Here is a 24,667-nt window from a genome sequence, read left to right on the forward strand (position 1 = left end):
GTAATAAGCTCAAGGAACGGCTCGGGGGAAGTATTAGGCTACTCCGTTTTTCCTATGTTGCAAATACATGATTGTCGCAGCCAGGCGGGAACGTACATTCAGTTTTTTTAATAAGTTTCTGATGTGTACCTTCACTGTCTCTTCAGAAATAAATAGGACATCAGCAACTTCCTTATTAGTCATGCCACTGGAAACTTCTTTTAATACATCTAACTCACGTTTAGTCAATTCAGATAAAGGATCAACATGTTTATGACGGTTAGCGAGATGTTGGTATATTCTTTCGCTAAATACAGTTTGTCCACGAGCAGCGTGGCGAATACTGCTTAATAACGAATCTAAATCGCTATCTTTAAGTAAGTAACCATTGGCTCCAGCGTCAATAGCGGCGTAAACATCATTTCGATCATCTGAAACGGATAATACCAGTACATAGGAATTGATCCCTTTTCTACGGATAGATTTAATTGTGTCCACGCCTGAAAGACCATTCATATTGAGATCTATCATAATGACATCAGGTTTCAGCTTGCATGCAATATTTATTGCTTCTTCACCATTGTCAGCTTCCGCTGTCACGGTAAGTGCTCGATCGAGCTCTACAATCTGTTTCAAGCCATGGCGAATGAGAGGGTGGTCATCAACTATCATCACTGAATGGTTATACATTTTCCTTCTCCCTTAATAAGTAAAGCCACGAAACGCAGACTTTGAATTTGATTAAAAGGCAGTAATGAATGGGTCTGCCATAAATTAAATTGCTATGAAAAAATTTTACCAAAACCGATTGATTTACAGAATTGATAGCTCTGTAAGTCCAGAAAGCACATCCTGATATAAAAATATAAATAGCGCAAATTAGTTTGATAAGTAAAAAAAGAAGATGAGTAATTTTCACAAAAAATACATAACTTCCTTCCTTAAAATAATGTTAAAAATCAATAAATTAAATTTGTGATTATTAGATTTGTTTTCTTTTATAAAATTTATTTTAATTGAATTTATATTGAGAGTTTTTTCATGTGATAATTATTTTAGTTATTATAACTTCAATGATATTATATAAATGGTAATGTTTCTTTCTTTATTTTCCTATATAAAGTAGGGGTATGAGGGTAAATTGGGTAGTGTTTTTTATGAGCGAAAAAGTGCTACTTTATTGATAAGGCGCTGTCAATGTTATGATTTGACACACAGTACCGATTATACTGCTCCTGCTCTTACTCCAGATTGTAGATTGTATATAAAGGATCCGACGATGGATGAAAAATTAAAACAGAGTGCATTGGATTTTCACCAGTTTCCACAACCAGGGAAAATCACGATTACTCCAACTAAGCCTCTGACAACTCAGCGAGATTTAGCTTTAGCTTATTCACCAGGTGTTGCTGCGCCTTGCCTGGAAATTGCAGAAGATCCATTAGCTGCTTACAAATATACGGCGCGTGGCAATCTTGTGGCTGTGATATCTAATGGTAGTGCGGTCTTAGGATTGGGGAATATTGGCGCACTGGCAGGTAAGCCAGTGATGGAAGGAAAAGGTGTCCTGTTTAAAAAATTCTCAGGTATTGATGTATTTGATATTGAAGTCGATGAGTCTGATCCTGATAAATTGATTGATATCATTGCGGCGCTGGAGCCGACATTTGGGGGAATTAACCTCGAAGATATTAAAGCACCGGAGTGTTTCTATATTGAGAAAAAACTTCGGGAAAAAATGAACATTCCGGTATTCCATGATGACCAGCATGGCACAGCGATAATTTGTACCGCTGCTGTTTTGAATGGCTTGCGGATTATGAAAAAAGAGATTTCAGCGGTTCGCTTAGTTGTTTCTGGCGCCGGTGCTGCCTCAATTGCCTGTATGAACTTGCTGGTCGCGCTTGGGTTGCAACGCAAGAATATTGTGGTATGCGATTCTAAAGGGGTGATTTATCGCGGTCGCGATAAAAATATGGAAGAGACTAAAGCTGCTTATGCGATTGAAGACAATGGCAGCCGCACATTAGGTGATGTTATCCCAGGCGCGGATATTTTCCTCGGATGTTCCGGCCCGGGCGTGTTGACTCAGGACATGGTGAAAACGATGGCCAAAGATCCACTCATCATGGCATTAGCAAACCCTGAACCGGAAATTTTGCCGCCATTGGCGAAACAAGTTCGCCCTGATGCCATCATTTGTACCGGCCGTTCTGATTATCCGAATCAGGTTAATAATGTGCTCTGTTTCCCGTTTATTTTCCGTGGCGCGCTGGATGTTGGCGCAACAACCATTAACGAGGAGATGAAGCTTGCTTGTGTTCATGCGATTGCTGATTTAGCGCTGGCGGAACAGAGCGAAGAAGTGGCTTCCGCTTATGATGATCAGGATCTGTTTTTTGGTCCAGAATATATTATTCCTAAACCATTTGATCCGCGTCTGATTGTGAAAATTGCCCCGGCAGTTGCCAAAGCGGCAATGGATTCCGGCGTGGCAACCCGTCCGATTAAAGACTTTGGCGCGTATATCGAGAAACTGAATGAGTTTGTCTATAAAACAAACTTGTTTATGAAACCTATTTTTTCTCAGGCTAAGAAAGCGAAAAAGCGTATCGTTTTGGCCGAAGGGGAAGAAGTACGTGTATTGCATGCGACTCAGGAATTGATCTCTCTTGGGCTGGCTTACCCGATTCTAATTGGTCGCCCTAGTGTTATCGAAATGCGTATTCAGAAACTGGGATTGCATATTGAAGCGGGTAAAGATTTTGAAGTCGTTAATAATGAGAATGATCCGCGCTTCAAAAAATACTGGCAGGAATACCATAATATTATGAAACGTCGAGGTGTTTCTGCTGAACAAGCTCGCCGGGCGGTTATTGGTAATCCAACCCTGATTGGGGCGATTATGGTATTGCGTGGTGAAGCTGATGGTCTGATTTGCGGCACCGTTGGCAGTTACAGTGAACATTACGATGTCGTGAGAAATGTATTTGGTTTCCGTGATGGGGTTCATACTGCCGGTGCGATGAATGCGCTGATGTTGCCAAGCGGTAATACGTTTATTGCGGATACTTATGTCAATAATGATCCAACGCCTGAGCAATTGGCCGAGATTACCCTTATGGCGGCAGAAACTATCCGCCGTTTCGGTATCGAACCAAAAGTTGCGCTGCTTTCTCATTCAAGTTTTGGCTCCACAGATTGCCTCTCAGCACAGAAGATGCGCCAGACGCTGGAGTTGGTGAATAAAATGTCGCCTTCACTCGAAATTGATGGTGAAATGCACGGTGACGCTGCGTTGGTTGAAAGTATTCGCCGTGACATCATGCCTGATAGCCCATTGAAAGGGGCTGCCAATCTGTTAATTATGCCGAATATGGAATCTGCCCGTATCAGTTACAACTTGCTACGTGTCACCAGTTCTGAAGGCGTTACCGTTGGTCCAGTTCTGATGGGGGTCTCCAAACCGGTACACATTCTGACGCCAATCTCTTCTGTACGCCGTATCGTTAATATGGTCGCTCTGGCGGCGGTTGAAGCGCAAACTCATCCGCTGTAACACCTATTGCCCCTGTTCCCTATACGGACAGGGGCTGTTTGTTGTAAACGATTCTTATTATCTATATGATGCGCAAAACATTAATATGGATAATGGACATGATGAAATTTCTCACGACTGTAAAATCTTTTCTGATTATCTGTGGTTTACTGATCTTATCTGGATGTGTATCTGTACATCAAAAACCAACTCTCCAAACGCTTTCATCGGAACTGACTCAACAAGGGGCTATTATCGATCTTAAAACAGGTCACGCTCTGACCCCTGATGAATTGCTCAATCGACTGGCGCCACATCAGCGGATAGTGGTGGGTGAAAAACATGATAATCCCTATCATCATCAGATAGAGCTTTGGCTGGTTCAGCAACTTCCGCTCAAAAGAGAGCAGGGTTCGGTTCTGTTAGAGATGATTAACCCTGATCAGCAGCAAAAAGTGAATAAAGTTAAGAGTTGGTTGCAAACTAAGCCTATTGTACGTGAAAGCCGCATCAAAGAGCTTCTTGCATGGCAAAAGGGATGGCCGTGGGAATTGTATGGCGGATTGGTCATGGAGCTGATATCTCAGCCTTATCCGTTGCTGTCTGCAAACTTGGATCGCAGTGAAATTAAAGCGGCTTACAGTAACCCTCCGCTCCTCCAGGGGAGTATTTCTGTTGCTGAAAATGTTAAAGCGCAGATTAAAGCGGTGATTGAAGATGTCCACGGTGGTGAAATAACGGAACAACAGTTATCTGCCATGACAACTATTCAGCAAATGCGGGATCGCAGAATGGCGGAACAGTTACTTAAAGCGCCGGTTCCCGCCACACTGATTGCGGGTGGATATCATGCAACGAAAGTAATGGGTGTTCCTCTGCATGTTAAAGAGCTATCGCCCCAAGAGGACCTTGTTGTGTTGATCATAGCCGAAAAAAGCAATGTACTGGATGACCAATATGCTGATTATGTCTGGTATACACCAGTAAAGAAACCATAGATATTTTAAACAAATATCCCCGTTATCTTTCAAGTTGTCTCTTTGTTGGCTGCACTCGCTCACCCCGGTCACATAGTTAGCTATGCTCCCGGGGATTCACTCCTTTGCCGTCGCGATACATCTTGAAATCCATAGGGTATAGTGGTCTTTTCCCTTATATAAAGGGCTTTGGCACAAGGATGTGCTCAAGTTAACGATACATGTAAAAATAATTTTCATTGGTATATGAAATTAATTATCATTACCAAATGATAATTAAAATGATGCGCTATAACTTATGTTGACGCTGACACACCCGGCTTTTCAAACGGGTCATTTTAAAAAAGGACTCGTTTCCGCTATTGCTGCTCACCTCATTTTGGCGGGCTGGATTATCTACCAGCCAGAAGACATTGCCGTTGATGAACTGATGCCACCGCCGGCGGTGATGATGGAGCTTTCATTATTGACAGAAGCGACGCATCAGGTACACAAACAACCTATTGGTATTGAACAGCAACTTTCTGTTGCCAGCCGACAGCAGGAAAGTGAGGTTAATGAGATTAAAACGCCTGAGCTTATGAAAGATGAACAGGCGCAGATTCTGGTACATAAACCTAAAAAACAGGAAAAGCGCCATGAAGAGCTTAAAAAGACGCCACTGGTGAAGCGCCAGCAGGTAGAAGAACAAGAGAGTGAAAAATCTCAAAATAATGCGGCTATGGCAAGCAGTACGGCCACTTCGACTAATCTGACTTCGCGGGTTGCCGCTGCTTATGACAGTGATTCAAAAGCGGTTGCGGACGCAGACGCGTTATGGCGAGCGGAAGTTATCGGGCATTTAAATCGGTATAAACGTTATCCAGAGGATGCACAGAGAAGAAACCGCACCGGTCGGCCTACAGTCAGATTCACGATTGATAAACAGGGCTATGTTACTCACAGTGACTTAGTTCGTCGTTCTGGAACCCATTCTTTAGACAGGGAAGCGAAGCAAGTTCTGGCAAGGGCGCAGCCGTTGCCAGCTCCCCCCGATACCGTTTTAAACGGTAATGAAATTACGATAGAACTTCCAATTGATTTTAGTTTAGTTAATTAATACTTTTGAAAGACTTAAGGACAGCATATATGTTAAGGCAGCAAGCGCGGTTTGCCCTGAAAACTAAAGGGCTGTTATTGATATTTTTATTGAGCGGTTGGTTGAATTCCGCCGCCGCAGAGGAAGAAATTATGCCGCTAAAGGCGATGAAGCAACCACACCATATAACTATTCACGGTGATACTCGTATAGATGATTATTACTGGATGCGGGATGATACTCGTGAGGATAAAAAAGTCATTGATTATCTGACAGCCGAAAATAAATATACCGAACAGGTGTTAAAACCCGGTGAATCATTGCGGGATACGTTATACGAAGAGATGGTTGGCAGGATGAAGCAGGATGATCAATCAGTACCCTATACTTATAATGGGTATATTTATCGGACAACCTATGAAACTGGCAAAGATTTCCCGATTTATCAGCGTAAACCTGTTGATGGCTCATCAGATTGGCAGGTGCTGGTCGATGGTAATGAGAGAGCCAAAGGGCATGAATATTATCAATTGAGTAATTTTGCGATTACTCCGGATAATAAACGTATCGCGATTGCTGAAGACACGCAAGGGCGCCGCAATTATCAGATCTCTTTTAAAGATATTGCTGACAAACAGTGGAATAACGATGTAATAAACAATACTTCTGGTAATATTGTTTGGGCGAATGATAACAATACGTTGTTTTATGTGCGCAAGCATTCACAAACGTTATTGCCATATCAGGTATTTCGTCATCAATATGGTACCAATACCAGCGAAGATCAGAAGATATATCAGGAAGAAGATGAGCGTTTTTATTTAAGCATGTCTAAAAGCACTTCCCGTGATTATATTATGTTATCGATAACCAGTAATTCGACTTCTGAATACTTGTTGATTGACGCAAATAAGCCACAAGCTGAACTTCAACTCTTTTCTCCTCGTCAAGAAGGCCGAGAGTATTATATTGACCATTTCCGCGATCATTTCTACATCCGTTCAAATCATGAGAATGAAACTTATGGACTTTATCAGACGGCCGCCATCAATACACCGTGGAAAATAGTCATTGCTCCGCAGCAGGATAGTGATCTTGAAGATTTCGATCTGTTTAATGACTGGTTAGTCGTACAGGAACGAACAAAAGGATTACCGACAATTCGTCAAATTAATTGGCAGACACAGCAAGAAAAACAGATTAAGTTCGATGATCCAAGTTATATGGCATGGATTGACTACAACCCTGAACCTAATACTGATTTTGTCCGTTATGGTTATTCATCCATGACGACACCAAGTTCAACATTCCAGTGGAATATGAAAACAGGTGAGCGGGAATTATTGAAGCAGCAGGAAGTAAAAGGTTTTGATAAACATCAGTATGAGAGCGAGCGTATTTGGGTGAAGGCTCGTGATGGCGTTGAAGTGCCGGTATCTCTGGTGTATCGCAAGTCCCTATTTAAAAAAGGCCATAATCCAATACTGATTTATGGATATGGGGCTTATGGTATCAGCATGGACCCTTCTTTTAGTTCACCACGATTGAGTTTATTAGATCGGGGCTTTGTTTACGCCTTGGTGCATGTACGTGGTGGCGGTGAATTGGGTAAAAAATGGTATTTGCAAGGTAAAGTCGAAAATAAAATGAATAGTTTTAATGACTTTATCGATGTGACTAAAGCACTGATTGCTCAGAAATATGGTGACAGTAAACGTGTTTATGCGATGGGAGGGAGTGCTGGTGGTTTGCTGATGGGCGCTGTGATTAATCAGGCACCGGAATTATATCGCGGGGTGGTTGCTCAAGTTCCATTTGTCGATGCCGTAACAACCATGCTTGATCCTTCTATTCCTCTGACAGTTGGAGAATATGAGGAGTGGGGTAACCCTGAAAATAAAGAGGATTATTTCCGAATTAAATCATATAGTCCGTATGACAATATAAAACACCAACGTTATCCAAATCTATTGGTGACGAGTGGGTTTTATGATTCCCAAGTGCAATATTGGGAACCGACTAAATGGGTGGCAAAATTACGGGATATGAAGGAAGGTAACTCTATTCTGTTATTAGAAACCAATATGAGCGCCGGGCATGGTGGTAAGTCAGGTCGATTTAATCGATTAAAAGATACTGCAATGGATTACAGTTTTATTTTGATGCTGGATGATGCTAAAAAGTATTTTCCGCAATTAAAAGATAACTGAAATAAATTATAAATAATATAAATTTGTTATTCGAAGCACTGATAATAATTTATCAGTGCTAAATATTCTTATTCTCTAAAAACTGATGTGTGAGCAAATATTGATTTATATGCATTTAGGATAATTGAAATGAAAATAATGACAAAGATAGCAGGGGCCGGTGTGGTTTTAATTGGGCTTCAAGGATTTGCTTATGGTGAGGAAAAGCAAGAGAGAAAATCAGATAAGGTAATGAAATTCAGTAGCCTTAAGGTTTCTGGTTCACAGGATGACGCCGAAGTGCGGGCAATGGAAAGGCCCGGTTCTTACAGTTCTAAAGGTGAAGATACTAAACTTCAATCAGTGGATAGCATATTACGTAGTATGCCAGGGACCTATACGCAAATAGATCCAGGACAGGGAACGGTGAGTGTGAATATTCGTGGATTAAGTGGATTTGGTCGAGTGAATATGATGGTTGATGGTGTTAGCCAGAGTTTTTATGGTACATCTCCGACGAGTCCAGCTCATGGTACTACTTATAACCAATTCGGTACAATCATTGATCCTAATTTTATTGTAGGAATTGATGTCAATCGTGGTCAATCTGATGGTTCAGGTAGTGTTAATGCATTAGCGGGTAGCGCTAATTTTCGCACCATTGGTGTAGATGATGTGATATTCGCAGGGAATTCATTGGGAGTACGCACGAAAACAGCTTATGGAAATAATGGTGTTGGTTATAATGGTATGATAGCAGTTGCGGGTAAAACACCTGCTTTCAGTTCTGAAGGTTCAATAGGTGCTATGTTGGCTGTCAGCGGGCATTCAATTGATGCACATTATAAGAATGGCGACGGAGTATTAAGCGATGAGTTTGTTACAGATAAATCGTTTAAACAAAAACCCAATTCGCAATTAATGAAAATAAAAATTGAACCAAATGAATTTCATGATATGGAGATAAGTGGTCGTAACTATCATAATAAATTCACCCGCCGTCATATTGATAGTCGGGATATTTATTTAAAATACAATTACACGCCATTTAGTGAATGGGTTGATATAAAGTTACTGGTCAGCAACAGTGAGAGTAGTCAACGCTATGAAGGTGATTCACTTTTTAAGTTGCTAAATAGCAACGCCAAAAATAAGTCAGATGCAATAGATATCAGTAATATTAGTCGCTTCGACTATGGAGATACAAATTTTGAGTTAACACTTGGCAGTAAGTTGATGGAAACCGAATATAGTAGGACAACGAATAGTGTTTATTCTGGTCAGGGTAAAGATGAAAAAGAAAAGGAAAAATATAAAAAGACAGATAGTGAAGTAAAAGAAAATAATGTTTTCGCGCCAAGTGGAAAGCAAGATATTGCCAGTATTTATGGTGGATTGAAAATAAGTCGTGGAATTTATCAGGCAGATATTACGTTTAATTATATGGATTACAGTGTCAAAGGTTATAAACCAGCTTGTGATCTACGGATTCCTTGTTTTCCTCAGGGAGCAACCGAATTAGATTTGAAAGAACATGGGTTTAACCCAGGAGTTTTATTATCAGCAGAGATTATTCCTGAGTTCCAACCATTCGTTAGTTATGCCCGTTCAATGAGAGCGCCAAATATTCAAGAGACTTTCTATAGCAATGAAGGTGGTGGATCTATGAATCCATTTCTGAAAGGAGAGTCATCAGACACTTATCAAATTGGCTTTAACAGTTTCCGCCCTGATTTAATTGTAAAGGGGGATATTTTTCGCCTGAAAGCTGCTTGGTATCACACTAAAGTAAAAAATTATATTCTCAGTGATATCTGGCTTATATGTGGCAATAGGAAAACATGTAAAGCTGATAGTTCGACAGATTACAATGAAGTCGATCCTAACATCAAAATGTATATCTACCATAATAGCTTGACTCCGGTAAAAATACGCGGATATGAAATTGCTGCTGATTATGATGCTGGCATATTTTATAGCAAATTGGCTTATAGTTGGCAAAAAACGCGTCAGCCAACCTCTGCTGCTACAGCGCATTTTGGTGCAGAGCCATTGTCACAATTACCTGATAGATTTATGACGTTGGATACCGGTATTCGTTTATTTAATGAGAAACTTCGTGTTGGTGCGATTGTTAAATATACAGGTGATTCTCATAGACTGGACCCAGATCAATATAATTTTGATGACGAGGGAAGGGTTATACAGCAAAAAGAACCTAAAATACCAACGATAGTCGATCTTTATAGCGACTATCAGATAAATCATAATGTGTTGTTGAAATTTTCAGTACAGAACTTGGCAAACAAAAATTATTCTGAAGCGCTTAATCGTGCAAACTCTTCTCCATTAATGACTGAGCAAACTTCGGCTATGCAAACCGCTCGGGGCCGGACCTATATTGCCGGTGCAGAAATCCGTTTCTGACATAGGAAAAATAAGTGGCAAAGGAAGGCCGCTATTTCAGATTTGCAGATCGTTTTTTCCGTTCCTTCTTGATTTTCAATACTTCACTTTCAATCCAGCCATCTTGTAAACGGGTTTTCAGAACATCACCAACATGTACCTGTTTGGTTTGTTTCAATAATTTTCCATCCGATGTTTGATTAATGCTGTAACCACGGGCCAGTGTCGCCAGAGGGCTAACGGCTTCCATCCGTGAACAGGAAATGGCAAATTTTTCTCTGGAACGACTAATTTGCCTTTCAATCGCTTGCCTTAGCCGAAAATTTTGTTGTTGAATCTGTTGGCTATATTGGTGGATTTGTGAGCTAGGTTCAACGTACCAGAGCCGTTGCTGTAATTTCTCATAAGTCAGGCTGCTTTGCTTTAAGTGCCGTTGCAAACTGTCAGTGAGTCGCTGACGTAAATTAGTCAGTAGATTTTGCTGACGTGCTAGTCGTAAATGAGGATGTTGCTGCTGTAAACGATGAGATACCAGACTGAAAGCACGCTGTTTCTGGGCAAAGAAGTAATCCATTGCCATTTCCAGCTGTTGTTGCTGCGACTGAATGTGACGTAACAATTCGAGCTGATTACGGCTGACTAACTCAGCCGCCGCTGATGGTGTCGGTGCGCGTAAATCTGCTACAAAGTCAGCAATGGTAACATCTGTTTCATGACCGACTGCACTGACTATCGGAATATCACTGTGAAAAATGGCTCTGGCGACGTGTTCGTCGTTGAAACTCCATAAGTCTTCTAAAGAGCCACCTCCGCGTCCGACAATCAGTACATCACATTCCTGCCGTTCATTGGCTAATTCAATCGCTCGGATAATCTGTAACGGTGCTTCTGTTCCCTGAACCGCTGTCGGATAAATGATGATGGGCAGTGATGGATCACGGCGCTTTAAAATATTCAAAATATCATGCAGGGCTGCGCCACTGGTTGAAGTAATGACACCAAGCTGTTGAGCCGGGGATGGCAATGGTTTTTTATGGCTTTGGTCAAATAACCCTTCTGTACTGAGTTTTTGTTTCAATAGTTCAAACTGTTGTTGTAACAGACCATCACCGGCGGGTTGCATACTTTCAACAATAAGCTGATAGTCCCCTCTTGGCTCATAAAGCGTAATTGCCGCATGAACCAAAACTTGCTGACCATTTTGCGGCCTGAATGTTACCCGTTGATTGCTATTGCGAAACATCGCCGCTCGCACTTGGGCACGTTCATCTTTTAGCGTGAAATACCAGTGCCCGGAGGAGGGCTGAGAAAAATTGGATATTTCAGCGCTTAGCCAAATTCTGCCCATTTCCATTTCAAGCAGTTGCCGAACCGTCTGATTGAGACGGCTGACGGAAAAAATTCCTGTGTTAAAAGATAGTGACATATGAGAAAGATCAAATTTCAAAACAATAACTTAATGCGCTGATACTAACCTGCATGGTGAAGTAAGCAAGAAATTTTTTAATAAAATGCTGGAGGCAACCGATTACGTTCTGTATAATGCCGCGGCAATATTTTATCCCTTAAATTTTCAGCAGCTTGGTGAGATATTGCTTATGTTACGAATTAAAAAAGAAGCTTTAACCTTTGATGATGTTCTGTTAGTTCCTGCCCACTCTACTGTTCTACCTAACACTGCTGACCTGTCTACTCAACTGACCTCCACCATTCGTCTAAAAGTTCCAATGTTGTCTGCCGCTATGGATACTGTCACTGAATCCGGTTTGGCTATCGCATTGGCTCAAGAAGGCGGCATGGGTTTCATCCATAAAAATATGTCTATTGAGCGTCAGGCAGAAGAAGTTAGCCGAGTCAAAAAACATGAGAGTGGTGTTGTGACAGATCCAGTCACTGTGGCACCTGAAACAACGCTGCGTGAAGTTAAAGAATTGACAGAACGTAATGGTTTTGCGGGTTATCCGGTTGTCACTGGAGGAAATGAGTTGGTTGGTATTATTACTGGCCGTGATGTCCGTTTCGTTACCGATTTGGATCAGCCTGTTACTGCGGTAATGACGCCTAAAGAGCGTCTGGTGACAGTAAAAGAAGCTGAAGCCCGTGAAGTTGTGTTGCAGAAAATGCATGAAAAACGTGTTGAGAAAGCGTTGGTAGTTGATGAAAATTTCCATCTGCTTGGCATGATCACAGTTAAAGATTTTCAGAAAGCAGAACGTAAACCGAACGCCTGTAAGGATGAGCGTGGCCGTTTACGTGTTGGCGCCGCGGTTGGCGCCGGTGCTGGTAATGAAGCGCGTATTGATGCCTTGGTTGCCGCTGGTGTCGATGTTTTGCTCATTGACTCATCGCATGGTCATTCTGAAGGGGTACTGCAACGTATTCGTGAAACCCGCGCTAAATACCCCGATCTACAAATTATTGGCGGTAACGTGGCGACTGGGAAAGGTGCTAAAGCGTTGGTAGAGGCGGGCGTCAATGCGGTTAAAGTCGGTATTGGTCCCGGTTCTATCTGTACTACCCGTATTGTTACCGGTGTAGGCGTGCCGCAAATTACCGCTATCTCTGATGCGGTTGAAGCGTTGGAAGGCACCGGTATTCCGGTTATTGCTGACGGTGGTATTCGTTTCTCCGGCGATATTGCCAAAGCCATCGCCGCGGGAGCGTCGTGTGTTATGGTCGGCTCTATGCTGGCAGGAACAGAAGAGTCACCGGGAGAAATCGAGCTATACCAAGGACGTTCATTTAAATCTTACCGTGGCATGGGATCATTAGGGGCGATGTCTAAAGGCTCTTCTGATCGATATTTCCAAACTGATAATGCCGCGGACAAGCTGGTACCGGAAGGTATTGAAGGCCGTGTTGCCTATAAAGGTTTGCTGAAAAACATTGTTCATCAGCAAATGGGGGGCTTGCGTTCCTGCATGGGGCTGACCGGTTGTGCAACTATTGATGAATTGAGAACCAAAGCAGAATTTGTTCGCATTAGTGGTGCTGGCATTCAGGAAAGTCACGTTCACGATGTCACCATTATCAAAGAGTCTCCAAACTACCGGTTAGGTTTGTAATCCATATTTATTGTGGCCCGCACAAGGGCCGCTTATCTTTATTTGTTACTTGTTTTTTTGGAATTCACCGCACATGACAACTAATATCCATCAGCACCGCATTCTTATCCTTGATTTTGGTTCGCAATACACTCAATTGATTGCTCGCCGTATCCGTGAAATCGGGGTTTATTGTGAACTTTGGGCATGGGATGTCACTGAAGAGCAAATCCGCGAATTCAACCCAAGCGGTATTATTCTTTCCGGTGGCCCGGAAAGTACCACAGCACAAGGAAGTCCACGGGCACCTGAATATGTTTTTAACGCGGGCGTTCCGATTCTGGGCGTTTGCTATGGTATGCAAACGATGTCAGTACAATTCGGTGGTCAGGTAGAAGATTCTACTGAACGTGAATTTGGTTATGCTCAGGTTGAGATTAAAGCGGAAAGCGCATTATTCCGTGGAATTCAAGATTCATCAAATGAGCAAGGTAAACCATTATTGGATGTATGGATGAGTCACGGTGATAAAGTTACTGCAATTCCTAAAGACTTTATCATCATCGCCAGCACTGATACTTGCCCATTTGCCATTATAGCGAATGAAGAAAAACGTTTTTATGGCGTGCAATTCCACCCGGAAGTCACCCATACCCATCAGGGACAGCGTATATTGGAACGTTTTGTACTGGATATATGCCAATGTGAAGCGCTGTGGACGCCTGCTTCTATTATCGAAGATACCGTTGTACGCCTGCGTGAACAGGTTGGTGAAGATCACGTTATTCTGGGGCTGTCCGGTGGTGTTGATTCCTCTGTCACCGCATTGTTACTGCATCGTGCAATTGGTGATCGCCTGACCTGTGTATTTGTTGATAACGGTTTGTTGCGTTTGAATGAAGCTGATCAAGTGATGGAAATGTTTGCCGGCAAATTTGGGCTGAATATCATTCATGTTCCGGCAGAAGATCGCTTCCTTACCGCACTGGCTGGCATCCATGATCCGGAAGAGAAACGTAAAACGATTGGCCGTGTGTTTATTGAAGTCTTTGATGAAGAGGCGAGTAAGCAGACTCAGGTTAAATGGCTGGCACAAGGCACTATTTACCCAGATGTTATCGAATCAGCGGCATCTGCGACCGGCAAAGCTCACGTTATCAAATCTCATCATAACGTAGGTGGTTTGCCGGAAGAGATGAAATTGGGTCTGGTGGAACCGCTGAAAGAGCTGTTTAAAGATGAAGTGCGCAAGATTGGTTTGGAATTGGGATTGCCTTATGACATGTTGAACCGTCATCCATTCCCAGGCCCAGGTTTGGGCGTTCGTGTACTGGGTGAAGTGAAGAAAGAGTACTGCGATCTGCTACGGCAGGCTGATGCTATTTTCATCGAAGAGCTGCACAAAGCTGATTTGTACAATAAAGTCAGCCAGGCGTTTACCGTATTCTTGCCGGTTCGCTCCGTGGGCGTAATGGGGGATGGTCGTAAATATGACTGGGTTGTTTCGTTACGGGCAGTAGAAACGATTGATTTTATGACCGCACATTGGGCGCATTTACCATACGATTTCCTAGGCCGGGTTTCTAACCGGATCATCAATGAAGTCAATGGGATATCAAGAGTTGTCTATGATGTCAGCGGTAAACCACCTGCGACTATTGAGTGGGAGTAAAAATTTAGCTTCCATAAGCCTCTGATAAAGTCTATCAAACCCAGTTAATTCAATGGATTAACTGGGTTTTTTAGTTCATATTGAGTCCAAACGATTTCATAGAGAGGCAGTAATTTTTACCGTTCAATCTAAGCGGCAAAAATACAAGGGGAATGAGGATGCTGGCGGACACGAAACTGAAATCATTAAAGCCAAAAGATAAAATCTATAAAGTGGGTAAAAGAATTTATACGTTGTTTCGTATCGATTGTCTGATATTCCCAGCCAGGTATTTAGCCCAGATTCTGGTGGTATATTTTGGAAGGTGAAGTATAATATTATAGCTCTTTTATTCACTTGTGTATCTTATGATAAAGCATTAGAATAATTTATATTTTAGATGATTTTATGATGAATTATTTAGACGATCTTCCAAAGCATAATAAAGCAAGTAAATCAGAAATTGCAGCTATCGAAGCTGTTGAAAATGCAATTAACCAAGCTGATTTATTTGAATTACAAAGTAAAGATATGCATGATTATGGAACTGATGCTCAATTAGAACTTAAGCATAATAGCTCCATGACGAATATTCGAATTTATACTCAAGTTAAAGGCACGGAAAAAAAAGAGAATGCAGATGGATCGATTAGTATTAGTGTTAACCGCACAAATATAAATTACTTATATCGCCAAAGAAATTCTTTATATCTTTGTTATCACTTAAATAGCAAAAGGTTATTGGTTTGTTCTGTGGATGATGTTATAAGAGAATACGAGCGTATAGGAAAAAATTGGCATTCTCAAAAACAAATCACTATAAATTTTCACCAATTATTTGATAATGATTTCCAAAAAAAACTACATCAATTAATTTTATCAAAAAATAATAATATATTATCTCAACATCACCGATGGAATACTGTTGAACTACAAGAAGTAACGCAATTATTGCAACAGTCTGTACCTTCTATAGACATTCCTTATAATTATACTCAAGCTAGTCAACTATTAACTCATTTCTATAATAATGAACGAGACGATATAATATCTTATTATTTTGATGAGTTTTTTGCTGTTTTAGGTAAATCGCCCCAAATTATTCAATATGCTTATATGGCAGAAATTAACTTGGGTATTAATGGGGTTCCTATGAAAGAAGAAAGAATTCGTGCGGGAATTGATATATTTAATAAACTTATAGATAATGGGAAGTATCATAAAGGTGATATGTTATATTGCATTGGAAATGCATGGGCAGCTATTAATGATACTCAAGCAGCAAAATCTTCTTACTTATTAGCCTTAGAGCATTTAAACGAATCCCAAGTAAAAGATACTAAAGCAATGTGCTATAAAAATTTGGGGGCAGTTTATGATCAACTAGGTGAAATTGATAATGCTCGTGATGCTTATGAGAAAGCACTTAAAAACTATCCGTGTTTAAAAGAAGCACATTTATCATTAGGAATATGGCACTATAAATATAATAACGATTTCGTTGCGGCATTAAAATATTTAGACAAGGTTATGGGTTTTTCTCCGGTTAAACAAGCTACTGTACATGGATGGAAAATAGCTGTTTTTTTTGAATTGAAAGATAATATAAATGCATTCCGTGAAATTAATACTTTGCTAGGACAAACAGATCACAATGAGTGGATCTTACCTTGGTGTGCAAAAAATGTTAGTCAGTTTGGAGGAAAAGATATTGAATCGGTTAAAAAATCCTCTGAGTTTTGGCTATATTATCTATCAAAAGATTCCTCACACATTGGTGCTGAAATAGAATATCTCTTATGCCAATCATTTATTCAATTTGAAAAACAAAATACTGATATTGATTATACTGAATTTAAAAATAGAATGCTAAGTATCCTTAAACATGAATCGAATGAGCAACAAGCGTTTATTTTGGATAGGATAGGTCATTGGGCACAAGATGAAGAATTATGGGAAGAAGCTGAGCAATATTTTAGGAAAGCTTATGAACTAGAACCTCAAGGTCATTATGGTTATTGCTTAGGTGTTGTTTTAAACAACTTAAAACGTTATGCAGAAGCTTTACCTTTATTACTCTTACAGGCACAAGAATATCAACCAGATGCACAAAGTTGGTATCAGGTTGCGGAAGCTTATAATGGCATGGGAGACATTGAAAATACAATTACTTCTCTTCAGAAAACATTAGAATTAGATCCTGATTTTGAAATAGCTTGGATTAATTTAGGAGGAGTATTTTTAAATAATGGTGAGTTAATAAAAGCTAAACAAATTTTTGACATTGCAATAAAAAAATTCCCTGGAAATGAAAATATTAAAATTCTTGTGCAAAGATATCCTTTTTGGAATTAATCAATATATTTTTATATTTAACTTTTCACGGTATTTTAAGCGGTATAAGTTTAATTAATTTTCATTGAAAAATAATTCAATGCAACGATTGAGTGGGAGATCACAGGGTCTATAGACATTCGTTGAAGCCTAAAAATACCAATAAAACTAAAATGTTTTTTGGTGTTTTTATCTATGGAATGTACTGAACTATATTCGCCTGCTGGGTATAATTGAGATTAGATTGAAGAGGTTTTAACTCATGAGTAGCATGTGTTCATAGCGGCTTATTAACAAAGTTGAATGCGTTAAATAGAAAAGCAACTGCTATTGAGCTGGTTAACAAATTGATTGAAGAATATAAAGAATAAACTCGATATTTACTTTAGCTTATTGTTAAAACTTGGTTTTTTCAGCTTTATTTTGTCTAGAATCTGGACTGGATTTAATGACAACAAACGAGACATGTGCACAAATTCCACGACATCCAGTCTTCTTTCACCATTTTCAACTTTGGTTATAAATGATTGAGGACGGCTAAATGCTTGTGCCAATTTTTCCTGTGTAATGCCTTTTTCCAAGCGCGTTTCGCGTAATAATCGGATAACATGCTGATATTCTTCTGAATAAATCGATTTCATTCGTTTTGCCTTAATGAAGAATCCTAAGATAGAATATCTCTCATTTGTAAGAATATTCAAAATAAGAAAAAAGAAACTTTACTGGTTATTTATTAAAAACTCAGGTTTGTGGTCTTTATGGCGATGATAAGAGTATACGAAATAAAGATATTAACAGGTTTTACAACTAGCTAGCAGTTAGGAGGAGCAATATGATGAATGTTTTGCCCTGACCTATACCCGTTATCTTTCAAGTTGCCTCTTTATTGGCTGCACTCTCTCACCCCGGTCACATCGTTATCTATGCTCCCGAGGATTCGCTCCCTTGCCGTCGCGATGTATCTTGAAATCCATAGGGTATATATTTATTCATTTTATAAATGGTTGCGGATTTCTATTTAAAACATAAATAATCAGAATCGTTGTTACAGTGCCGCTTCCGATAATTCCTGCTAACCAATTATGCCCGTTTAAACCTAAGATTAAAGCGACAAACAGAGAGGTAAAAGTGAGTAATAATCCATAACTTTGTCCCCTTATAATTTTTCTTACCATTTGCTCTAAGGCGACTTTTTCCATCTCGTGTCTATGCTTCTGTTGTTGTTCGATCAGAGTTAGAAATCGGTCAGCAGCTCCTTTGGAGTGTTGTTCATAAAGTGTTAATATCTCTGAATCAAGCAATTGATAATATAATAGATTGATATCACCCTGATTAGATTGCTTAGCTATTTTCGGATGTTTTCCGGTGACTATTTTTCTCATATATCGTCTCTTTCCCTGTAGATAATATAATTTCATCATTGAATTGCTTTAATACAGCGGCAAAGTCCGCACGGACTTTATCCAGATCATCGGCTAAAGTATCAACGTCACTTTTCTGTGGGATAAAATCCAAATAGTTTGTATTGGGCATAATATCGAATTTCGGTGAAATTGATCTTAATTTATGAAAATATTGTATGAAAATGTTCATTCTATTACCTGCATTATTAGTTGTTTATATTAGTTAAATAATTTATTAGCAATGATGTTTTCTTAAGTTTTGATTGAAGAATCATACCTGATAAATAGATTTATGCCATAGAAATATTGCGAGCCGTTTCAAAAAAAGGACTGAAAATAATGGAATATAATTTCATTCAAGATAATGATTAGTTGTTTATATAGAATTATTAATTAACATGATTTACGACGATAAGTATCAGAATATGCTATAGTGCCGGCTGGTTTTCGCTGATATTTTTGGAATCTTATGTCTTACCAATGTCCCTTATGTCATCAATCTTTATTGCTCATTCGACAGCAATGGTTCTGTGAGAATAATCATCAGTTTGATTGTGCTAAAGAAGGGTATGTTAATCTGATGCCCGTTCAGCATAAAAGGTCCAAGGAACCGGGGGATAGCCCGGAGATGATGCAGTCAAGAAGAGCATTTTTGGATTCAGGGCATTATCAACCATTACAACAACGGGTTTCGGAATTACTGGAAAAGTATCTGCCAGAAAATGCAGAGAGTTTGTTGGATATAGGATGCGGTGAAGGTTATTACACCGCTGCGGTTGAAGCGCAATTAAGCAAGAGACGTAATCTTAAAATCTATGGGTTAGATGTTGCTAAGATCGCGGTTCGTTATGGCGCTAAACGCTATCCTGTCGTTAACTTTTGTGTTGCGTCGAGCCATCGTTTGCCATTTGCCGATAAATCGCTTGCCGGGGTATTAAGGATTTACGCGCCTTGCAAAGCGGAAGAGTTGGCAAGGGTGGTTAAGCCACAGGGAGTTGTTTTGACAGTTACTCCTGGTCCTCGCCATCTTTATCAGCTCAAAGAGTTGATTTATCAAAATATTCATCTTCATCCATTGAAAGCAGAATCGTTGGAAGGATTTGAATTGATAATCGATGAATCGTTATCTTATCCAATGAAATTAGATGGCATACAAGCGTATCATTTATTACAGATGACACCATTTGCCTGGCGAGCAACAGAATATGTGAAAAAAGGATTGGCAGATAGAGCGTTGTTTGAATGTGAAACTGATTTTATACTGCGGGTCTATCAACGCCTTGAATGATCAAGATTTCAGCCCAAAATATAGCGTTTAACAGATAAATATTTTGGGCTGGTGGTTGGCGGCGTTATTTAGCGTACATAAATAATTCTAGATGTTCAAATAAGATATTGAAGCCAATTGCAATCAGAATTAGCCCACCAATAAGTTCAGCGCGTTTGCCTATCAATGGGCCAATATAACGGCCAATTAACATACCCAATGTTGCCATAATCATTGTCATCATTCCGATAGCCATCGCAGTATGTACGATATTGACTTCAAGGAGCGCAAGCCCAATACCAATTGCCATTGCATCCAGACTGGTGGCAATGGCTGTTGTTATCAAGACTATTGAGTTATTGCAGCAGGGTGGTTCACACTTTTTTTCCTGTTTTACTTTAAAACTCTCTGTAATCATTCTACAACCTAGAATAAATAACAGAGTGAAGGCAATCCAGTGATCCCATTCTGTAATGTACTGGCTGGCATAAAGCCCTAGAGACCAGCCAATCAGTGGGGTACAGCCTTCTACCAAACCAAATATTAAACCCGTACGGATTGCTTCACGAAATTGTGGTTTATGTAGTGCGGCTCCTTTACAAATTGCAGCCGCAAAGGCATCCATTGAAAGCGCTAAAGCCAGGATAAGGGTTGCGTACATATTCATTAATATAGCCTCGGTCGGGTGTTTCCATATACATATAACCCATCCCCAACCAATGATGGTGCTATATGCAATGGTCTTGCCAACCGAATTAATCGCTATCTGATTAGACTATTTTATTTGCTATTTTTAGCAACAATAATGCCTGTTAAGATAGCAATAAGGCTACCCGCACCACGTTTATTTTGTAACGAGCGTGTTGATACGGGCTTTTCAGAGAAATTAACTAAATCGTTTCTCTGAAACAGGCTACTCCCCATGACAATTCAAAAGATAGCACAATAATTTAAAAAGGGAAAATAATATTATTTTTAGGGTTAATTCATGGTGTTGATAATAATTATCATTATCTACTTTATAGGAAAAATAAAAGTCAGCATGAGGCTGACTGTTTATTATTTATTTTTTTTATTCATTATTGTTTCTTATCTATCTGTTTTCGATGAGAAATTTATAAATTCTTTCTAAATCATCAATTTGACTGACTGATATATATAATTTCTTGTTTTCTAAACCAATAACCAGGATGCCATCTTCAGATAAATTCATGGTTTTTATCCGACTATAGGAAATAAAGGTGTTTGTATAGAAGAAACCGTTATTTTTAAACAATAATTTAGGCGAGCGTATATAGGCAACATGAATGGTCACCAGGATAGTAAACAGCAATAAATATGTGGTTAAACGGCTACCATAGGTGGTAATATTGTTATAAACAACAATAAGTATAAGGATAATAAAGATCAGCGCATCAATTTTGTGTTTTCTTTTTAGCTTTATTTGTAAATAAGTTTTCCCTCTCAGCAAATTAACCACGAATTCATCATAAACAGCAAAAGCTAGCATTAGTACGATTAAACCAGCTAATACTATATCATTAAGGCTCATTCCTTATCCCTGTATTGTTATGAAAAAGAAAAGATGGGGAGGAGTTCCTCCCCGAATGATATTGTTCTAGAGACCAAGGAAACCAAATCTGGCGCCAATAATCCCCAGAATAAAGAAGCCAATAATGATCCATAGGGCATTGACTTTATGCCGTAATAACCACATACAGGCAAATGTCAGTAAAAGGGGTACCAGGCCCGGCATCAACTGATCGAGGATATTCTGAACCGTGGTTATTGTCGTTTCACCCGTCTGTTGGTTAGGAATTTCTGATACAACCAACGGGATATTGACTTTCGTCCATTTATTAACTAACGCCCCCATGACAAATAGACCAAGGATTGACGCTCCTTCCGTCATTTTTTGCAGGAAGCCGCCACCCATATCTTGAACGATATTTATCCCTTTCTTATAACCATAGGAGATACCTGAATAGAGAACCAATAGACGTACCAGGTTGAATAAGAAGAAGAACAAGACAGGCCCAAGCCAGCTACCGCTCATTGCGAGGCCAGCACCCAAAGCAGCAAATACTGGGCGGGCTGTTCCCCAGAAAATAGGGTCGCCAACACCGGCCAATGGCCCCATCAAACCAACCTTGATACCGTTGATTGCACCATCATCAATGGTTGCACCGTTAGCACGCTGTTCTTCCATTGCCATAGTGACACCCAGTACAGGCGCAACGACATAAGGGTGAGTGTTAAAGAATTCAAGGTGGCGTTTGAGTGCTTGTTTACGCTCATCGGTATTTTCTGGATATAAACGACGAAGAGCCGGCACCATAGAGAAGCAGAAGCCCAGGGCCTGCATACGTTCAAAGTTCCATGAACCTTGAAACACATTAGAACGAAGAAATACACCGCGGATATCGCTGGGCGTCAGTTTTTTCTGGTGTGCTGTCTGAGCAGCCGCTTTTGTTGTATCTAACATGTTGCTCATCCTTTTAATCTAATTCGTTATCAAGATCGTTATTGGTGTGTCCAGGGGCGGCAACTACCTGAGATTTGTTATATTTAGGGCTTAACTGAATGTACAGCACGGCCATAACAATACCAATAATGCCTAATGCAACTAGGTTAAATTCAGTGAATGCCGCTGTGACGAAGCCGAGGTAGAAGAAAGGCATTAGGTAGCCGGCACGCATCATGTTGATAACCATTGCATAACCCACAACGACGATCATTCCCCCTGCGATGTTCAAGCCATCTGTTACCACTTTTGGAATAGAGGCAAGTAACTGCTGGACTTCGTTGGTGCCAACCGATAGTGCGACGATCAGGGCAGGGATGGCGATACGCATAGCCTGGAGCAGTAATGCGGATAGATGGATGAAGCTAATCGCACGCAGGCTGCCACGTTCTGCTGCGTTGTCAGCCGCATGCTGGAAGGCGACTGTGATGGTACGTACAATGATAGTCAGAACTTGTCCTGCCGCGGCTAGCGGAATGGCCAAGGCGATACCTTCACCGATATCACGACCACCAGCAATGACCAGAATCGTTGAGATGATTGATGCTAAGGCCGCATCCGGGGCAATTGCGGCACCGATATTCATCCAGCCAAGGGCGATCATCTCTAGCGTACCACCGATAATAATACCGGTTGTCATATCACCAAGAATGATCCCGATTAAAGTGCAGGCCACGAGTGGGCGATGGAATTGAAATTCATCAAGAATGGAATCCATTCCGACTATACAAGCTACGATGAATATCAATGTAATTTGAACAACGGTAATTTCCATTGTTTGTCTCCTGTAACCAAATTAAATTTGGTAAGAAATTTTTATCATTGAGTAATTTTTGTCATTGAGTAATAGTTAAATTGCTCTGATCTGGTTTTCGTTTTTAACCTTCTGGAGTAGATCCATCATTTGTAGACGGCTGTCACTGGCAACTTTACGGGCTTCAAGCTCAATACCTCGTTCATCTAGTTTTTTGAAGGCTTCAATATCGGTTTCATCAACGGATATTGCGTTGTTAACTTGTGTTTTTCCCTGACGGAAAGCCATTCCTCCGATGTTGACAGATGTGATATCGACACCATCCTCGACTAAACGCAAAACATCTGTTGGGTTTGTAAACAGCAGCATGACACGTTCATTGGCATATTTCGGGTTGTTATAAACGCGGACACATTTTGCGACATCAACAACATGAGCACTGATCCCCGGCGGAGCAACTTGTTTTAGCAAGGTGGCACGGACCGTATCAGCGGCAACTTCATCGCTGACGACAATGATCCGCTTAACATTGGTTTCTTTTGTCCAGCGAGTAGCGACCTGACCATGAATGAGGCGGTCATCAATTCGAGCCAATGCGATTTTCATATGACCACCGGCTGATGGTGCGAATGATGGCGCCGCGACCGACGCTACAGGCTTGGCGGGTTCAGTTTTTTGAGGTTCTTCTGTTTTCAGGGCCCGGATGCCTTCTTTCCCTGTTTCCAGAGCAACAGAAACCAGTTCTGCCAGAGATGGGCCATCATCTCGACACATAAAGGTTTCAACCAACATTGGAACGTTAACGCCGGTGATGATCTCATAATTCTCTTTATTTACGGCGATACGGCTAGCCGCGTTGAATGGACTTCCTCCCCATGTATCGACAAGAAACAGTACACCTTGCTCTGTATTAAGCGTTTCGAGTTTACTGTTGTATTTTTCAAATAAGGTATCGGCATTTTCACCAGGCACGAAGTCAATGTAAGAAACATTTTCTTGCTCTCCAATTAACATCTCTGCGGTACGAAGCAGTTGTTCAGCCGCAGCCCCGTGTGTGCCAATCATAATGGCTATACTCACTTGTTTTCCCCTCTGTTAACAATATATACCCGTCATCTTTCAAGTTGCTTCTTTGTTGGCTGCGCTCACTCACCCCGGTCACAGAGTTATCTATGCTCCCGGGGATTCGCTCCCTTGCCGTCGCGATGCATCTCGGAATCCATAGGGTATCAACGTAGGATTATTACAAAGTTACTGCAATAATTTTGATGAATCATTCCCCCAATAAAAATTTTATTTGTATGAATAGTGACCTTTTATCAATATGATACCTAAATATTTGACTTGATTTAGACTTTATCTCTTATTGACTAAAAAAATCGGCTGTTAGATTAACATTAGAAATACCGGAGGAAAATTGCTGTCAGTCAGAAAAAATGAAATAGATAAAAATGTTAACCACAAAACAATTTAATAAGCTAAAAATTGTAAAATTAATTTATAATTATCTGTAATTTGTTTAT

19 protein-coding genes are annotated in these 24,667 nt (G+C 40.4%); 9 read left to right on the top strand and 10 right to left on the bottom strand.

Annotated elements, in window-relative coordinates:
* Nucleotides 1-33: 33 nt before the first annotated feature.
* A complete protein-coding gene (locus tag Phpb_RS17225; protein ID WP_065391418.1) occupies nucleotides 34-669 on the bottom strand; it encodes a response regulator in 636 nt (211 codons plus the stop codon).
* Nucleotides 670-1,258: 589 nt separating this feature from the next.
* On the opposite strand from Phpb_RS17225, the gene maeB reads away from it, so the two are divergent.
* From maeB to Phpb_RS17250, 5 genes are all read left to right on the top strand, one after another.
* Nucleotides 1,259-3,538, top strand: coding sequence for an NADP-dependent oxaloacetate-decarboxylating malate dehydrogenase (maeB, locus tag Phpb_RS17230; RefSeq protein WP_065391419.1), 2,280 nt, complete (start codon nucleotides 1,259-1,261; stop codon nucleotides 3,536-3,538).
* Nucleotides 3,539-3,639: 101 nt separating this feature from the next.
* Nucleotides 3,640-4,515, top strand: a complete 876-nt coding sequence (locus tag Phpb_RS17235; protein ID WP_065391561.1) for a ChaN family lipoprotein — start codon at nucleotides 3,640-3,642, stop codon at nucleotides 4,513-4,515.
* 277 nt (nucleotides 4,516-4,792) lie between these two features.
* The gene (locus Phpb_RS17240; RefSeq protein WP_065391420.1) at nucleotides 4,793-5,593 is read left to right on the top strand and encodes an energy transducer TonB; all 801 of its coding nucleotides are present in this window, start codon (nucleotides 4,793-4,795) and stop codon (nucleotides 5,591-5,593) included.
* A 131-nt stretch (nucleotides 5,594-5,724) separates the two neighbouring features.
* Nucleotides 5,725-7,782, top strand: a complete 2,058-nt coding sequence (locus Phpb_RS17245) for a S9 family peptidase (RefSeq protein ID WP_065391562.1) — start codon at nucleotides 5,725-5,727, stop codon at nucleotides 7,780-7,782.
* A 129-nt stretch (nucleotides 7,783-7,911) separates the two neighbouring features.
* Nucleotides 7,912-10,188 carry a TonB-dependent receptor domain-containing protein gene (locus tag Phpb_RS17250; protein ID WP_082302624.1) on the top strand — a complete coding sequence of 759 codons (2,277 nt, stop codon included), beginning with the start codon at nucleotides 7,912-7,914 and terminating at the stop codon, nucleotides 10,186-10,188.
* Between the two features lie 31 nt (nucleotides 10,189-10,219).
* Here Phpb_RS17250 and xseA read toward each other — a convergent pair whose 3' ends face one another.
* Complete coding sequence (gene xseA / locus Phpb_RS17255) at nucleotides 10,220-11,593, bottom strand: exodeoxyribonuclease VII large subunit (protein WP_065391422.1); 1,374 nt, start codon at nucleotides 11,591-11,593, stop codon at nucleotides 10,220-10,222.
* A gap of 172 nt (nucleotides 11,594-11,765) precedes the next feature.
* Between xseA and guaB the strand changes: the two genes are divergently transcribed.
* From guaB to Phpb_RS17270, 3 genes are all read left to right on the top strand, one after another.
* Complete coding sequence (gene guaB / locus Phpb_RS17260) at nucleotides 11,766-13,232, top strand: IMP dehydrogenase (protein WP_065391563.1); 1,467 nt, start codon at nucleotides 11,766-11,768, stop codon at nucleotides 13,230-13,232.
* A gap of 73 nt (nucleotides 13,233-13,305) precedes the next feature.
* Nucleotides 13,306-14,883 carry a glutamine-hydrolyzing GMP synthase gene (gene guaA, locus Phpb_RS17265; RefSeq protein WP_065391423.1) on the top strand — a complete coding sequence of 526 codons (1,578 nt, stop codon included), beginning with the start codon at nucleotides 13,306-13,308 and terminating at the stop codon, nucleotides 14,881-14,883.
* Between the two features lie 387 nt (nucleotides 14,884-15,270).
* Nucleotides 15,271-17,217, top strand: coding sequence for a tetratricopeptide repeat protein (locus tag Phpb_RS17270; protein ID WP_082302625.1), 1,947 nt, complete (start codon nucleotides 15,271-15,273; stop codon nucleotides 17,215-17,217).
* 359 nt (nucleotides 17,218-17,576) lie between these two features.
* Here Phpb_RS17270 and Phpb_RS17275 read toward each other — a convergent pair whose 3' ends face one another.
* The 3 genes from Phpb_RS17275 to Phpb_RS17285 all read right to left on the bottom strand — a co-directional run bounded on the left by Phpb_RS17275 (nucleotide 17,577) and on the right by Phpb_RS17285 (nucleotide 18,789).
* Entirely contained in the window at nucleotides 17,577-17,837 is a 261-nt protein-coding gene (locus tag Phpb_RS17275; RefSeq protein WP_065391425.1) for a helix-turn-helix domain-containing protein, read from the bottom strand.
* Nucleotides 17,838-18,185: 348 nt separating this feature from the next.
* Entirely contained in the window at nucleotides 18,186-18,578 is a 393-nt protein-coding gene (locus Phpb_RS17280) for a DUF2335 domain-containing protein (protein ID WP_065391426.1), read from the bottom strand.
* Complete coding sequence (locus Phpb_RS17285) at nucleotides 18,538-18,789, bottom strand: hypothetical protein (protein WP_240492597.1); 252 nt, start codon at nucleotides 18,787-18,789, stop codon at nucleotides 18,538-18,540. The genes Phpb_RS17280 and Phpb_RS17285 overlap by 41 nt, the downstream gene beginning before the upstream one ends.
* 279 nt (nucleotides 18,790-19,068) lie before the next feature.
* Here Phpb_RS17285 and rlmA point away from each other — a divergent pair, with 279 nt between their 5' ends.
* Complete coding sequence (rlmA, locus tag Phpb_RS17290) at nucleotides 19,069-19,887, top strand: 23S rRNA (guanine(745)-N(1))-methyltransferase (protein WP_065391427.1); 819 nt, start codon at nucleotides 19,069-19,071, stop codon at nucleotides 19,885-19,887.
* A 64-nt stretch (nucleotides 19,888-19,951) separates the two neighbouring features.
* Here rlmA and mntP read toward each other — a convergent pair whose 3' ends face one another.
* The 5 genes from mntP to manX all read right to left on the bottom strand — a co-directional run bounded on the left by mntP (nucleotide 19,952) and on the right by manX (nucleotide 24,224).
* A complete protein-coding gene (mntP, locus tag Phpb_RS17295) occupies nucleotides 19,952-20,533 on the bottom strand; it encodes a manganese efflux pump MntP (protein WP_065391428.1) in 582 nt (193 codons plus the stop codon).
* 426 nt (nucleotides 20,534-20,959) lie between these two features.
* Entirely contained in the window at nucleotides 20,960-21,418 is a 459-nt protein-coding gene (locus tag Phpb_RS17300; protein ID WP_065391429.1) for a DUF986 family protein, read from the bottom strand.
* 66 nt (nucleotides 21,419-21,484) lie between these two features.
* Nucleotides 21,485-22,351 (bottom strand): PTS mannose transporter subunit IID, encoded by an 867-nt coding sequence (locus Phpb_RS17305; RefSeq protein WP_065391430.1) that lies wholly within the window; start codon nucleotides 22,349-22,351, stop codon nucleotides 21,485-21,487.
* Between the two features lie 13 nt (nucleotides 22,352-22,364).
* Complete coding sequence (locus Phpb_RS17310; RefSeq protein ID WP_036781969.1) at nucleotides 22,365-23,165, bottom strand: PTS mannose/fructose/sorbose transporter subunit IIC; 801 nt, start codon at nucleotides 23,163-23,165, stop codon at nucleotides 22,365-22,367.
* Nucleotides 23,166-23,240: 75 nt separating this feature from the next.
* Complete coding sequence (manX, locus tag Phpb_RS17315) at nucleotides 23,241-24,224, bottom strand: PTS mannose transporter subunit IIAB (protein WP_065391431.1); 984 nt, start codon at nucleotides 24,222-24,224, stop codon at nucleotides 23,241-23,243.
* Nucleotides 24,225-24,667 lie beyond the last annotated feature (443 nt).

The sequence above is a fragment of the Photorhabdus namnaonensis genome (assembly GCF_001684335.1).
GTDB lineage: Bacteria > Pseudomonadota > Gammaproteobacteria > Enterobacterales > Enterobacteriaceae > Photorhabdus > Photorhabdus namnaonensis.